Source organism: Bacillus sp. FAU20 (assembly GCF_056033865.1).
The window spans coordinates 638,339-651,975 of record NZ_JBVYHY010000003.1; the positions used below are offsets into that span (position 1 = coordinate 638,339).

Annotated in this window: 16 protein-coding genes; 13 read left to right on the forward strand and 3 right to left on the reverse strand. The window is 33.9% G+C overall.

What is annotated here, in order from left to right; translation table 11 throughout:
• Positions 1–70 precede the first annotated feature (70 nt).
• Entirely contained in the window at positions 71–2,179 is a 2,109-nt protein-coding gene (locus AC0OM3_RS03700; RefSeq protein ID WP_474211086.1) for a polyphosphate kinase, read from the forward strand.
• A 160-nt stretch (positions 2,180–2,339) separates the two neighbouring features.
• On the opposite strand, the gene AC0OM3_RS03705 is transcribed toward AC0OM3_RS03700, so the two are convergent.
• Both AC0OM3_RS03705 and AC0OM3_RS03710 read right to left on the reverse strand, forming a co-directional pair.
• The gene (locus AC0OM3_RS03705; RefSeq protein WP_000283738.1) at positions 2,340–2,576 is read right to left on the reverse strand and encodes a hypothetical protein; all 237 of its coding nucleotides are present in this window, start codon (positions 2,574–2,576) and stop codon (positions 2,340–2,342) included.
• A gap of 97 nt (positions 2,577–2,673) precedes the next feature.
• Entirely contained in the window at positions 2,674–3,531 is an 858-nt protein-coding gene (locus AC0OM3_RS03710; protein WP_002164159.1) for a metallophosphoesterase, read from the reverse strand.
• A gap of 232 nt (positions 3,532–3,763) precedes the next feature.
• Here AC0OM3_RS03710 and fadH point away from each other — a divergent pair, with 232 nt between their 5' ends.
• From fadH to AC0OM3_RS03725, 3 genes are all read left to right on the forward strand, one after another.
• A complete protein-coding gene (fadH, locus tag AC0OM3_RS03715; RefSeq protein WP_000660917.1) occupies positions 3,764–4,528 on the forward strand; it encodes a 2,4-dienoyl-CoA reductase in 765 nt (254 codons plus the stop codon).
• Between the two features lie 254 nt (positions 4,529–4,782).
• Positions 4,783–6,000 (forward strand): EAL domain-containing protein, encoded by a 1,218-nt coding sequence (locus AC0OM3_RS03720; RefSeq protein WP_000564306.1) that lies wholly within the window; start codon positions 4,783–4,785, stop codon positions 5,998–6,000.
• Between the two features lie 182 nt (positions 6,001–6,182).
• Positions 6,183–6,671, forward strand: coding sequence for a DUF3993 domain-containing protein (locus AC0OM3_RS03725; RefSeq protein WP_001233807.1), 489 nt, complete (start codon positions 6,183–6,185; stop codon positions 6,669–6,671).
• A 128-nt stretch (positions 6,672–6,799) separates the two neighbouring features.
• Here the strand turns inward: AC0OM3_RS03725 and AC0OM3_RS03730 are convergent, their stop codons facing one another.
• Entirely contained in the window at positions 6,800–7,036 is a 237-nt protein-coding gene (locus tag AC0OM3_RS03730; RefSeq protein ID WP_000717872.1) for a glutaredoxin family protein, read from the reverse strand.
• Positions 7,037–7,269: 233 nt separating this feature from the next.
• Here AC0OM3_RS03730 and AC0OM3_RS03735 point away from each other — a divergent pair, with 233 nt between their 5' ends.
• The 9 genes from AC0OM3_RS03735 to AC0OM3_RS03775 all read left to right on the forward strand — a co-directional run bounded on the left by AC0OM3_RS03735 (position 7,270) and on the right by AC0OM3_RS03775 (position 13,586).
• A complete protein-coding gene (locus AC0OM3_RS03735; protein ID WP_000055151.1) occupies positions 7,270–7,506 on the forward strand; it encodes a YkuJ family protein in 237 nt (78 codons plus the stop codon).
• Between the two features lie 241 nt (positions 7,507–7,747).
• Positions 7,748–7,897, forward strand: a complete 150-nt coding sequence (locus AC0OM3_RS03740; protein ID WP_000440539.1) for a hypothetical protein — start codon at positions 7,748–7,750, stop codon at positions 7,895–7,897.
• 74 nt (positions 7,898–7,971) lie between these two features.
• On the forward strand, positions 7,972–8,490 hold the full coding sequence (locus AC0OM3_RS03745; RefSeq protein WP_000348491.1) for a ribonuclease H-like YkuK family protein: 519 nt from the start codon (positions 7,972–7,974) through the stop codon (positions 8,488–8,490).
• A gap of 119 nt (positions 8,491–8,609) precedes the next feature.
• A complete protein-coding gene (gene abbA, locus AC0OM3_RS03750) occupies positions 8,610–8,801 on the forward strand; it encodes an antirepressor AbbA (protein ID WP_001188692.1) in 192 nt (63 codons plus the stop codon).
• Positions 8,802–8,976: 175 nt separating this feature from the next.
• Positions 8,977–9,420, forward strand: coding sequence for a cyclic-di-AMP-binding protein CbpB (gene cbpB / locus AC0OM3_RS03755; protein ID WP_000623581.1), 444 nt, complete (start codon positions 8,977–8,979; stop codon positions 9,418–9,420).
• 180 nt (positions 9,421–9,600) lie between these two features.
• A complete protein-coding gene (locus tag AC0OM3_RS03760) occupies positions 9,601–10,485 on the forward strand; it encodes a LysR family transcriptional regulator (RefSeq protein WP_001987174.1) in 885 nt (294 codons plus the stop codon).
• A 71-nt stretch (positions 10,486–10,556) separates the two neighbouring features.
• The gene (dapD, locus tag AC0OM3_RS03765) at positions 10,557–11,279 is read left to right on the forward strand and encodes a 2,3,4,5-tetrahydropyridine-2,6-dicarboxylate N-acetyltransferase (RefSeq protein WP_000783241.1); all 723 of its coding nucleotides are present in this window, start codon (positions 10,557–10,559) and stop codon (positions 11,277–11,279) included.
• 62 nt (positions 11,280–11,341) lie between these two features.
• Positions 11,342–12,472 (forward strand): N-acetyldiaminopimelate deacetylase, encoded by a 1,131-nt coding sequence (locus AC0OM3_RS03770; RefSeq protein ID WP_000218669.1) that lies wholly within the window; start codon positions 11,342–11,344, stop codon positions 12,470–12,472.
• A 247-nt stretch (positions 12,473–12,719) separates the two neighbouring features.
• The gene (locus AC0OM3_RS03775; RefSeq protein WP_001167319.1) at positions 12,720–13,586 is read left to right on the forward strand and encodes a hypothetical protein; all 867 of its coding nucleotides are present in this window, start codon (positions 12,720–12,722) and stop codon (positions 13,584–13,586) included.
• Positions 13,587–13,637: the final 51 nt, after the last annotated feature.

Below are 13,637 nucleotides of genomic sequence, written 5' to 3' on the forward strand. Positions count from 1 at the left end.
ATATTGTAATTTGATAAAATGAAATTAACTAAATTATAGTAAAAAAGTTTCAAGGGGAAGTGTGAAGAGAATGGAATTATCGAAGGGGAATGCAGTAGATTTAAATGATACAGCTTATTACAATAATCGAGAGTTAAGCTGGCTAGCATTTAATGAACGTGTACTACAAGAAGCGCAAGATAGAAATAATCCACTTTTGGAAAGATTGAAATTCATTAGTATTTTTAGTTCGAATTTAGATGAATTCTTTATGGTACGTGTAGCGGGATTAAAGGATCAAGTGAGTGCTGGATTTAATCAGCCAGAAAATAAAGCTGGCTTAACACCAAAAAAGCAATTAAATAAAATTGCGATAAAAGCCCATGCACTAATGACAGTACAATATGATACATTTAAAAATTATGTATTACCAGCGCTTGAGTTAGAGGGAATTGAACGTTTAACATTCAATGATTTGACGAAAGAGCAGCGAGAATTTATAGAAGAGTATTTTGACGAGCAAATTTTCCCGGTGTTAACTCCTGTAGCTATTGATGCATATCGCCCATTTCCAATGTTATTAAACAAAAGTTTGAATTTGGCTACTCTTTTATATGATGAGAAGCAAGCGGAAGAAGAAAACAGGACGAAGTTAGGGATTGTACAAGTTCCTTCATTACTTGAGCGCTTCATAATTTTACCGAGCGAAGGGCAAAAGCATAAATTTATTTTATTAGAAGACGTAATTAGTAGCTTTACTCATAAATTATTTACGGGATATACAGTATCATCTGTTACTCGTTTCCGTATTACACGCAATGCAGATTTAACGATTCATGAAGAAGGTGCGAGAGATTTATTAAAGGTAATTGAAAAAGAATTAAAAAAGCGTAAGTGGGGGGCTGCTGTTCGTTTAGAAGTTGGGAAAGAACACATTGATGAAAGAGTATTAGCGTTATTATATGAGGTTCTGGAAGTAAAAGATGAAGATGTATATATAATGGATGGTCCATTAGATTTAACATGTTTGTTTTCTTTATATAAAAAACTAGCTCCTTTATATGAACATCTTGTATATCCGGCTCTTATTCCGCAACCGCCTCAAGATTTAGGTGATGAAGAAGATGTATTTGAAAAAGCAATTGAGCATGATATTTTATTACATCATCCTTTTGAATCATTTCAGCCGGTAGTTGATTTTGTCCGTGATGCGGCAGACGATCCGAATGTACTTGCGATTAAACAAACGTTATATCGTGTAAGTGGTGATTCACCGATTATTCAGGCGTTAAAAATAGCGGCTGAAAAGGGAAAACAAGTGACGGTATTAGTTGAATTAAAGGCAAGGTTTGATGAAGAAAACAATGTTCATTGGGCTAAAGAATTGGAACAGGCAGGCTGTCATGTTATTTACGGTGTAAGTCACTTGAAAACTCATAGTAAAATTACGTTAGTTGTAAGAAGAAAAAACGGAAAAATCGAAAGGTTCGTACATCTCGGAACTGGAAATTATAATGATGCAACAGCGAAGTTATATACTGATTTTGGATATATTACATCAAGAAAAGATTTTGGGGTTGATGCAACCAATTTCTTTAATTATTTAAGTGGTTATACAACAAAGCCACATTTTCATCATTTATCGGTTGCTCCATTTGATATAAGAGAGCAGTTTATGGATTTAATAGATGAAGAAATCCGTTATCATAGACAATATGGAAATGGATATATTATCGCTAAGATGAATTCATTAACAGATAAACCGTTAATAAAAAAAATGTACGAAGCATCGCAAGCTGGAGTAAAGGTAGAGCTCATTGTTCGAGGAACATGTTGTTTAAGACCTGGTATTCCAAATGTAAGTGAAAATATTCGTGTAGTTAGTGTTGTGGGAAGATATTTAGAACATAGCCGTATTTATTATTTCCATCATAATGGAGAGGAGAAAATATATTTATCTTCAGCTGATTGGATGACGCGAAATATGGAGAAGCGAGTGGAAATATCTTTCCCGATATTAGATATTGAAATGAAGGCACGAATTAAGGCGATTTTACAGCTTACATTAGCTGATAATGTGAAGACACGTGAACAAAATAAAGATGGTGATTACTATTATGTTATTAATGGTAGTACAGAAGAAATTGATAGCCAAGTGAAGTTGTTTAAGATGGCGTATCAAAATACCGACGCTGAATAATGAAAAAAGTAAAAACCTCTTATGTCCATAAGAGGTTTTTACTTTTTTCTACTCATATGCTCCAAAAATGGAAGGATGGGTAGAAACAATAGTTTTATTATAAGCGTGTAATGAGGTGGCTCGTTGAGAGAATAACATTTGAAAGAATCGTTATTTTAACTTAGTAATAGTATGGTTGCTGACATGGTCCACCGTAACAAGGATAAGGTGCTGGCGGCGGGAAAGGTGGTGGATAAGGTGGATAAAATGGTCGAGGGCCGAAAGCTAATGCTCCGCCGAGCAATCCACCAGCAATTCCAGCTAGAAAGGGAACGCCAAAAAACGGGAAGAAGCGTGAGTCGCCTACTGGACCAATAGGTGCTGAACGGACTGGAATTGGTTGATAATATGGATACATGAACATACCTCCTTTATTGGACTCACTTTTATCATATGGTAAACAAAACGTGGATGAGCGCGTACAAGAAAGGATATGTAAGAAAATAGGCGAATTATTACGAATGTTGGAGTGTAAAAATTGTGATTTCAGGTTTTGACATAAAACGAAATGGAACACGTGTTCTTCCGAGGCCTCGATTGACATAGAGGGTTAAATCCTGCATCGTATAGAAGCCTTCAATATAGTCTTTGGCGAGTGATGGTGTAATAATAGCTCCTAAAAAAGGGATTTGTACTTGTCCGCCATGGCTATGACCAGAAAGTTGCAAGTTGATTGGATATTTGGAAATTTGCGGTGCGATATCTGGCTCGTGAACAAGAACGATGTTATAAGTATTTTGCCGTGCATGTTGTAATGTTTTCTCTATTTTTGGTTTGCCTAGTAGTATATCATCGAGACCGAAAATAGAAATTTCACTATTATCCATTAGACGAATTCTTTTTTCACTATTGAGCAATAGTTCAAATTCTGATTCACGCATGATGTGCTCATAGTATTCAGTTCCATATCCACCGTGATCATGGTTACCATAAATAGCGAATTTACCAAAGGGGGCTTGTATATTTTTTAAAATGGATGCGACGAAAGGAGTGTCAGTATACGTTTGATAATTATCAATGAGATCTCCAGTAAAAAGGACAATATCTGGATTTACAGCATTAATTTTAGAAACAACTTGAGATAAATGCTGGAGCGAGAAATAGTATCCGAGATGTAAATCGCTGAATTGAAGAATTTTCATACCATGAAAACTTTTTGGGATGAGTTGTGATTTTAATGTGTGCTGTGTAAAAGAAATGAAATGGGGCTCTATATATTTAGCATAGTAGTATCCGATGCTACTGGTTATAAATGAATAGAGACAAGTACGCATACCAATTTTCAAAAAAGTTCTTCTTGTAATGTGCTTCATAAAAATATGAGTATACCTCAAGGTTTTTATTCCATTTATAGGCTACTCAAATCTCCTTTCAGTTTATTTAAAAATATACTTTACATAATAAAAAATTAGTATAGATTACGAAAAAAAATGAATGAAAAGAAAGTTCTTTACGTTAAAATATCAGAAAACTTTAAAAATATAAAGATTTCTATTAAATAAAGTGATAAAATGAATATGTATTCATTTTTTGGAGGGGATGTATGTGAAAGAAAAGGTAGTTATTATAACAGGTGGATCGAGTGGAATGGGAAAAGGAATGGCGACTCGTTTTACAAAAGAAGGGGCACGAGTTGTTATTACAGGACGTACGAAGGAAAAACTAGAGGAAACGAAGTTGGAAATTGAACAATTTCCAGGGCAAGTATTACCTGTACAAATGGATGTAAGAAATACGGATGACATTCAGAAAATGATTGAACAGATTGATGAGAAGTTTGGTCGAATTGATGTTTTAATAAATAATGCAGCTGGAAACTTTATTTGTCCAGCAGAAGATTTATCCGTGAATGGTTGGAATTCAGTCATTAATATTGTATTAAACGGTACATTTTACTGTAGCCATGCTGTTGGAAAATATTGGATTGAAAAAGGGATAAAAGGGAATATCATTAACATGGTAGCAACATATGCATGGGATGCTGGTCCAGGAGTTATTCATTCGGCTGCAGCGAAGGCAGGAGTATTAGCGATGACGAAGACGCTCGCTGTTGAGTGGGGACGTAAATATGGAATACGAGTTAACGCTATCGCGCCAGGACCAATTGAACGTACGGGCGGTGCTGATAAATTATGGATTTCAGAAGAAATGGCTAAGCGTACGATACAAAGTGTTCCGCTTGGAAGGCTGGGTACGCCAGAAGAAATCGCTGGTCTAGCTTATTATTTATGTTCAGATGAAGCTGCGTACATAAATGGAACTTGCATGACAATGGATGGAGGACAACATTTACATCAATATCCATTTTAAAAGGGATAAAAAAATGAATGTTTGATTCATTTTTTATGGTTAAATGTGACGGAATTGTGACATATGAAAGAAAAGTGTTTACAAGAGGTCATATATACGTTATATTTAAGACCTCTTTTTTCTTCATAGTAGAATTGCTAATTCCCCTTAGCATTTTACCCCTCTAATCCCTTCAGGAAAACTGAAGGGATTTTTTATTATTTTTCCGTAAATATCATGTTATAATTTTTGAAAAGTAAAGGGAGGGAAGCACGTTGATAGATGCATTAGATGTAATGAGTAACTTGGATAAAGTCCTTCCTTATTATCAAGCTATTTTTAGTGCTGATGAGCATACTGTAATTGGATACGAAGTAGTAGGACGTATTCAAACAGAAGAGGGCATACAAAGTTTAGCTTCTTTCTTTCACGATGATTCAATTCCAAGTGAATTTCAACTGGAAGCGGATAATATTATAGTAGAAAAAGCTTTAAATCGTTATTTAGAAAGCGATCAAAAATTATTATTATTTATACATCGGAATGCTAATGTATTAATGAATGATGATGATGAAAGCTTGCTTCAACTTTTATTGAGGTATGAAGAACAAGGTTTAAATTTAAAACAAATTGTTTTAGAGATTACAGAGCATGAATGTAAAGAAGATATAGAGCAATTTAATCATTTGCTTATGTATTATCGTACATATGGTATTCAAATTTCAATTAATAAAGTCGGAACGGGCACAAGTAATTTAGAGCGTATTAGCGTGTTAGCACCTGATATTTTAAAAGTAGATTTAACGAACTTAAGGCAAACAGCACTTTTACAATCTTATCAAGATATTTTATATTCTTTATCATTACTTGCTAGAAGAATTGGTGCAACTTTGTTATATGAAGAAATAGATGCTTTTTATCAACTGCAATATGCTTGGAAGAACGGCGGAAGATATTATCAAGGTAATTATTTGAAAGAATGTTTACCTGATTTTATTGAAACGAATGTTTTGAAAGAGCGACTTGGTAATGAATGTCATCAGTTTATTCAGCATGAAAAGAAGAAGTTACAAAAAATTTATAATTTAACAGAGATGTTACGCGATCGCATTGGCGATGTTTTATCAAAACAAAAAAAGAATGAAGATATAAATGATTGGTTATTACAATTTAGTCAAAGTGTATCACAGTGTAGTTTTCGTATATTTATTTGTAATGAAGATGGTTTCCAGCAATCAGGAAATGTTATGAAAAAAGATGGAGAATGGATTGTGATGCCGGATTATTATATGAAGAACTGGAGTTGGCGCCCGTATTTTCTCGAGAATATCATGAAAATGCGTTTTGAGAATAAGGCGAGGCTTTCAGATTTATATGCAGATATTGAAACGGGAGAAATGGTACGAACATTTTCTTTCCCGATTGATGATGACAACTTTTTATTTATAGATTTATCTTATGAATATTTATATGAAGAAGATGTTTTATTTTAATGCACGAAGAGATTCGTGCATTTTTTGTTTGTTTTTATCATAAATTGGTAATAGTGAAAATGGTGATGAAAATGCTGTCTATCGTTGTAAAGATTTTACGAACGAAACCTGTCCTTTCTTTGCATAATCATTGTTACAATGAATACTACAAAGACAAGTTCTTTTAAAAGGAAGGTGAAAAAATGAGGAAATATGGAATATGGCTTGTTCTATTTGTATGTGTTGCCTTTCTAGTTGGTTATAGTGTTACGACTGTTTTAGGAAAAGAGGAAGTGGAAGTCGATCGGAAAGAAGTATTTACAACGATACAAAAAGGCTATGAAACCCAATTTTCAATTCGTGGGAAGAATTTGCCGATGAATAAGATGATAGAGATGTTATCACCGTATTTTACAGATAATTTCCTTCAAGTATTTACAGATGAAAATAGCAGAAGTGATAAACAAAGTGGTGAATATTTACTTCCGGCAAAAGAAGCACCGTTTTCTTTTAATTCAGAAACGAAAATGTCGTATGATGAAGAACATAAAAATTTATATGTATATGAGCGGACAAAAAGTGGACAATATCAAATTGTAACATTGAAAAGGGATCAAGATAAATGGAAGTTAGCAGGATATCATGAAAGTCAGGAACTTTTAACTGAAATAAAAAGGTTGCAACAATTATAAAGTGAAACTTTTAATCAGTGGGAGGGATTACTCTTCCATCTAACTTCTTTGCTGTAGCTAAATTTTGGGTGGGAGTTTTATTACCTACAAATAGCGGGATAAGAATAGGAATAGGTATTTACCTATTCCTATTCTATATTGAGTAGTTTTTGTAACTTTTCAATTTGAAAACCTGCAACTACTTCGCCATCAATTACGACTGTTGGAGTTGAATAAGAATCATAGTCGTTTAAAAGACGATTGCGAGCAGCAGCGTCTTTTTTTACGTCAAATTCTTCATATGCAACGTTATTATGCTTCAAAAATTCTTTTACAATAACACATGGCGGACAATCGGGTTGTGTATAAACCTCAATTTTTTTCATTGTAATTCCTCCTTTTTTCTGTTTTTTATTATATTCTTCCAATATAAAAACCGCAATAAAGAAGGGGAAATATGTTCTTTCTGTTTTTTCCTTCGCATTTCGACAAATTTTTAGTTGAGTTTCTGGCCAATAACCTTTATCCTAGAGTGTGGAACATTTTTTCTGTTATGACGGATAGAATGAGTATAGCTGTAAAACCTATTGGTAGGAAGATCAGAGAAAGGAGAGATTTCATGTCTCTACTCCAAGGAATTTTAACTCGACTTGTTAGTCTACAAGAACAAGCTGAAAGCGGTGAAGTAGCACAACGCTATTTTGAAGTGAACGGTGAGCGCAAATGTAGCGTGAAATTTTTCGATAAAAGTGAAATGTATGAGTTAGAAGTGTATCAACAAGGTGAAAAACCTCAAGTGTATCAATTCGATAATATCGACATGGTTGCAATTGAGATTTACGATATCATTTCTTGATACATATAAAAAAGGTACTGCCACATGGCAGTACCTTTTTTAGTTCTATTACTTTCCGGCGTAATGTATAGAATTTTTTTATTTTTCCTACAATGGTATTAAAATGAAAATTTAATCCGTGCAAGTTTGCTTATCCATGTGGATAATTAGTCCCGTCAACCGGCTGAATATGTGAAGCTAAATTTCTCACAATCGCTGGGTTCTGCAAATAGCGGGGGAAATATAACTAGGAGGTTATCGTATGGAACGTTTACCAGTTGTGATTTGTCCTAATTGTCAAAGTTCTGCTGAGATTATTCATGTATTAACGGCTCAATCTAATCAAAATGTAATTTATACGTGCCAAGTTTGTCACTTTATAATTCGAAATATTGAAACGAATAAAGGATAGGAAGTTATAATTTTAGTTTTTGTCCCATACAATGAGAATACAAAAAGTCTGTCTAATTGAAAGGACGTGACTCTATGGACGGTGCACATAAATTTTACAATGTTTCAGAGAGACATTTAAATTTCGATATGGTTTTTAACCGTATTTGTAGTTTCATTGAAAAGGATCCACGAAATTTATATCGATTATCCATTGGGACAGACTCGCAAGCCCATCAAAAGGATACGAGGTTTATTACAGCAATCCATATTCATCGTGTTGGAAAAGGTGCCTGGGGTTGTTTACACCATAGATCAGTAAAAGATAAGCCAACAACCTTACGTGAGAAAATATATTTAGAAACACAGTTTAGTCAAGAAATCGCATGTCTATTTACGCCTACTCATATACAAACAATATGGGAGTTATTGCACCCTTATGCTCAAGATGGGGCTGGATTCATAATGGAAATTCATTTAGACATTGGGAATGATGGTTTAACAAAAGAATTTATTTTAGATATGACAGAAAAAATTCGAGCGATGGGATTAACTGCAAAAATTAAGCCGGATGCTTATGCGGCATTTAGCTATGCAAATCGATATACGAAATGATTTTTTGTCTATTTACGATTGCTACATATCTTTTAGTAAAAACTGAATATTACATCTATTAAATAGGTTGAATTTTTTATATAATAAGAGTAACGATGCGAGTGTAAGGAGAGGGGTATATGCAAAGGGAAGTTGTTTTAACGAAGGAAGAAGAAAGTTTGCTACTAGATATTTTATTTCAGCAAAATTATGCAAGTGAAATTTTAGCTGTGGAACTTACAGATATTGAGAATGGTTTGAAACAGACAGATGTGATGCAATATAAAAAAATCACAAGGTTATTTTACAGATTAAAAAATAAAGGGTATTAAGCGCTACCGGAATGGTAGTCTTTTTTTTGTACTGTATGCTAAAATAGCTGTGTGATTGTATTTTTATTAAAATAAATTTAGGACAAAATAATAATATGAAAACGCTGTCATAAAATGTGAATAGAGTTGTGAACATAAGCAGGAAAAAGGAAAAAGGGAAAATGGGGGATGTAATATGATTAGTATTCCGAAAGACGAATTTCAACAAATTCTTGTGAAGGATTTAATGATTTCATCGGAAAAAGTAGCTCATGTCCAAATTGGAAATAGTTTAGAACATGCTTTACTCGTTCTTGTGAAATCTGGATATTCGGCGATACCTGTCTTAGATCCAATGTATAAACTACATGGTTTGATTAGTACTGCCATGATATTAGATGGTATGTTAGGATTAGAGCGTATTGAGTTTGAAAGACTTGATGATATGAAAGTAGAGCAGGTGATGAAGGAAGATATACCTGTTCTTAAATTAGAAGATTCATTTGCAAAAGCTTTAGAAATGACAATTGATCATCCTTTTATTTGTGCTGTTAATGAAGAAGGCTATTTTGAGGGGATTTTAACACGTCGGGCTATTTTAAAATTGTTGAATAAGAAAGTAAGGCAACATAATCGATAACGTGAGAAAAGTGACTTCATAGAAACGAAGAAGTCACTTTTTTTTTTCGTGCATATCACTTGTGTATGTATTATATTTAAAAAGACATAAAACATAAGGAAGTTTGCGCTCGGAAATTGTATTTTCTGAATGAAAGCATTCGGCTAAATTAAGGATGAAAAGCTTATTGAAATAAGGTGTATGGAAGCTAAGGAAAGAGGGAGAAAGTTGCAAATTGATGATTTTCAAATGATGGTTGTGTTAGCTCAGGAATCAAATATGAGAAAAGCGGCGGAACGTTTATTTGTTTCCCAACCTGCGCTGAGTCAACGATTACAATCTATGGAGAAACAATGGGGAATGAAGTTTTTTATTCGCTCACAAAAAGGATTGACAATTACACCTGAAGGGGAAAAAGTAGCAAATTATGCTAAAGAAATGTTGCAAAGGGAAGAAGATATAAAAAGTGAGCTAGCTGTTTTTAGAACGGAAACTCATGGAACGTTAAAAATAGCTGTTGCATCAGTTATTGGTCAATATTGGCTCCCTCCTGTTTTGAAAAAGTTTGTGCATAAATATCCTTCTGTAAAGATATCGCTGTTTACTGGATGGAGTAGTGAAGTGCAAAAGCAGTTTTATGAAGGAGACGTTCATGTTGCTATACTGAGGGGAACACAAGAATATAAAGGTCAGAAGCAACAATTATTTGAAGATGAACTGTATTTAGTTGATAAAGAAATAAAAGATATTTCGATGTTAAAAGAAACAAATAGGCCGTTCATTCAATTTAAAAGTGATTCGACTTATTATGGACAAATACAAAATTGGTGGTATGGTTTATTTTCTAATCCGCCTAAGCGAACGATTGTAGTTGACCAAATTGAAACATGTAAACAACTTGTTTTAAATGGTATAGGTTATGCACTTTTACCTTCTACTGTTTTAAAGGAAGTACAGGAAAATATGTATAAAACACCTGTTCAACTGACGAGAGAAACATGGTTGTTAACAAGTGACTCGGCAAGGCAGTTGAAACAAGTACAAGCATTTTTAGAAATTATAGAAGAAATTCAAAGAGAAAAATAAGATTATTATCTTGCTACTCGCTCTTCCGTTTGGTAGAGTAACATTATAAATGGATTTAGGAGGCAACAAGAATGAAAATGATGGACGCTAACGAAATTATTTCGTTTATTCAAAAAAGTGAAAAGAAAACTCCTGTAAAGGTATACATAAAAGGGGATTTAAAAGAAGTAACATTCCCTGAAACAGTACAAGCATTTGTGAATAAAAAATCAGGTGTATTATTCGGAGAATGGTCTGAAATTAAGACAATTCTTGATGAGAATAATAAGCACATCGTTGACTACGTTGTAGAAAACGATCGTCGTAATTCTGCAATCCCAATGCTTGATTTAAAAGGTATTAAAGCTCGCATCGAGCCAGGTGCTATTATTCGTGACCATGTTGAAATTGGTGACAACGCTGTAATTATGATGAATGCAACAATTAACATTGGTGCTGTAATTGGTGAAGGTTCTATGATCGACATGAACGCAGTACTTGGTGGACGTGCAACAGTCGGTAAAAACTGTCACGTAGGTGCAGGTGCTGTACTTGCAGGTGTTATTGAGCCACCTTCTGCAAAACCAGTTATCGTTGAAGATGATGTAGTAATCGGTGCAAACGTAGTTGTTTTAGAGGGTGTTACAGTAGGTAAAGGTGCAGTTGTGGCAGCGGGAGCTGTTGTAACAGAAGATGTGCCTCCATACACAGTTGTTGCAGGTACTCCAGCACGTGTAATTAAAGAAATTGATGAGAAGACAAAAGCAAAAACAGAAATTAAACAAGAGCTTCGTCAATTAAACCCAGAGAAATAAAAAGTAAAAAAGCGTAAGAGCGTAAATGGGCTCTTACGCTTTTTATAGATAGAGGTGCAAAAATGACAGTAAGCAAATTTGTCCAAATTCGTAGAGATCTACATAGAATTCCAGAAATCGGATTTAAGGAATGGAAAACGCAACAGTATATTTTAGATTATATAGGAACACTTTCTCATGAATTTGTGGAAGTGAAGACATGGAAAACGGGTGTAATCGTTAAAGTAAATGGAAAAAAACCCGAAAAAATAATAGGTTATCGTGCAGATATAGACGGTTTACCAATTACAGAGGAAACTGGATACAAGTTTGCTTCTATTCATGAAGGAATGATGCATGCATGTGGCCATGATGTACATACAGCGATCGGTTTAGGCCTTCTAACGAAAGCTGTGAGCGAAAGAATAGATGATGACCTTGTATTTCTATTCCAGCCAGCAGAAGAAGGACCAGGCGGTGCTCTTCCTATGTTAGAAAGTGAAGAGTTAAAAGAATGGAAACCAAATATAATTCTTGGTCTTCATATTGCACCAGAATACGCTGTAGGGACAATTGCAACGAAAGAAGGACTGTTATTTGCCAATACTTCAGAATTATATATTGATTTAAAAGGAAAAGGTGGCCATGCTGCCTATCCGCATACTGCAAATGACATGATTGTTGCAGCGAGTCATCTTGTTACACAGCTTCAATCTGTTATTAGTCGCAATGTAAATCCTCTTGATAGTGCAGTAATTACAATCGGGAAAATTACAGGTGGTACGGTTCAAAATATTATTGCAGAAAAATCTCGTTTAGAAGGAACGATTCGAACATTATCAGTGGAATCAATGAAGCGTGTGAAAAGCAGAATTGAGGCAATTGTTGCAGGTATCGAAGCTTCTTTCCAGTGTGAGGCGATTATAGATTACGGAGCAATGTATCATCAAGTATATAACCATGAAGAGTTAACGAGAGAGTTTATGCAATTTGTACATAAACAAACTGATATGAATGTTATTACATGTACTGAGGCAATGACAGGTGAAGATTTTGGTTATATGCTTCGAGAAATCCCTGGATTTATGTTTTGGCTTGGAGTAAATTCAGAATATGGTTTACATCATGCAAAATTAAAACCAGACGAAGAAGTGATTGAAAAGGCAATTACATTTCTAAGCCAATATGTAAAGTGGAAAGGGAATAGAAAATAAAACTTCCGCTTTCATGAAGGTTCCAAAAAACTTTTTGTTTTGAGGTGTAAGTAACGCTCGTATAGATTGATTTTAGACATTTACATACAAATAAAAGAATTAAAGTTAATTGTACTGTTTTAATAATGAGCAGGGGGTTTTAGCCACTGCTCATTATTAATTATCTGACTAACTTATATATGTTTACTTTTAGTATGAAAAGTGTGTAAAATCAATGTGAAACATAGAAAAAAGGGTGGGGAATTACGTGCAAATTAGCAGTGCGATTTTATGTTTCGTCTTATATGCGTATGTTATTATTGCGGCGGTTTATTTTGGGATAAGTTTTTATGCCTATCGTCTAGTAGATAATAATGAATATGACGAAACATACAAATGGGTAAAGAGATATTTATCACCTGTACTAGAAATTATGAATGGGTTTGTGCTCTTTTTATTTATTGGATTAATTGCTTTCTCAACGAGTTTAGTAGGGAATAAAACTACGTTATTTGTATTGGGTATCATTATTTTTATGTTGTTAGGAATAAGGATTGGTAATACGGTCTTTTGGAATGAAAGAAAAGTAGATGGTTGGACGGGAATGTTAATTCCGTGCATGTTAGCTGCAATCGTGACAAATATAGAGCATGAATATTATCAATTACATTTTTGGCTCATTATCGTTTTAACAATTCTTTCTGTTTTGTATATAAGCACAGTAGTACTAACATATATTGCACATGAAAAAGGAGACGTTAAAGGCACTCGTTTCTTTAGAGGACGGGCATTATTTTGGAGTGTGCCGACGATGGCAGTTATCGCGCTTATTGCGATATTAGTAAATGGATATCAATTTTTTAATTGGCAACTATTTTTAGAAAACTGGTGGATCTTTATCTTTTCATTTATTGCTTTTTTAGGTGCAACGCATTATTTATTCCATCAACATCATTACATATGGGCATTATTATTTGCCTTCACACAGCTTCTATTTGCCTTTTTTGGTCAAGAAACATTATTATTCGTTTTTGAAACATTTAGTTCGTTTGGAAATATATTTGTATTTGCTATGTTACTTGTTGGTATCGCTTTTTACTTGCAACAATATTTTTATATACAAAAACAAAAATAAGAGCTAATTACAGTTTTTGTGACGCATATAAAGTGTGTTACACTGAAAATA

Coding starts and splice junctions, on each gene's coding strand:
- AC0OM3_RS03710 (WP_002164159.1), bottom strand. CDS start 3,531: ATGAAGCACATTACAAGAAGAACTTTTTTGAAAATTGGTATGCGTACT.
- AC0OM3_RS03740 (WP_000440539.1), top strand. CDS start 7,748: ATGGAACGTTTACCAGTTGTGATTTGTCCTAATTGTCAAAGTTCTGCT.
- abbA (WP_001188692.1), top strand. CDS start 8,610: ATGCAAAGGGAAGTTGTTTTAACGAAGGAAGAAGAAAGTTTGCTACTA.
- dapD (WP_000783241.1), top strand. CDS start 10,557: ATGAAAATGATGGACGCTAACGAAATTATTTCGTTTATTCAAAAAAGT.
- AC0OM3_RS03735 (WP_000055151.1), top strand. CDS start 7,270: ATGTCTCTACTCCAAGGAATTTTAACTCGACTTGTTAGTCTACAAGAA.
- AC0OM3_RS03770 (WP_000218669.1), top strand. CDS start 11,342: ATGACAGTAAGCAAATTTGTCCAAATTCGTAGAGATCTACATAGAATT.
- AC0OM3_RS03730 (WP_000717872.1), bottom strand. CDS start 7,036: ATGAAAAAAATTGAGGTTTATACACAACCCGATTGTCCGCCATGTGTT.
- AC0OM3_RS03760 (WP_001987174.1), top strand. CDS start 9,601: ATGGAAGCTAAGGAAAGAGGGAGAAAGTTGCAAATTGATGATTTTCAA.
- cbpB (WP_000623581.1), top strand. CDS start 8,977: ATGATTAGTATTCCGAAAGACGAATTTCAACAAATTCTTGTGAAGGAT.
- AC0OM3_RS03700 (WP_474211086.1), top strand. CDS start 71: ATGGAATTATCGAAGGGGAATGCAGTAGATTTAAATGATACAGCTTAT.
- AC0OM3_RS03745 (WP_000348491.1), top strand. CDS start 7,972: ATGGACGGTGCACATAAATTTTACAATGTTTCAGAGAGACATTTAAAT.
- AC0OM3_RS03725 (WP_001233807.1), top strand. CDS start 6,183: ATGAGGAAATATGGAATATGGCTTGTTCTATTTGTATGTGTTGCCTTT.
- AC0OM3_RS03705 (WP_000283738.1), bottom strand. CDS start 2,576: ATGTATCCATATTATCAACCAATTCCAGTCCGTTCAGCACCTATTGGT.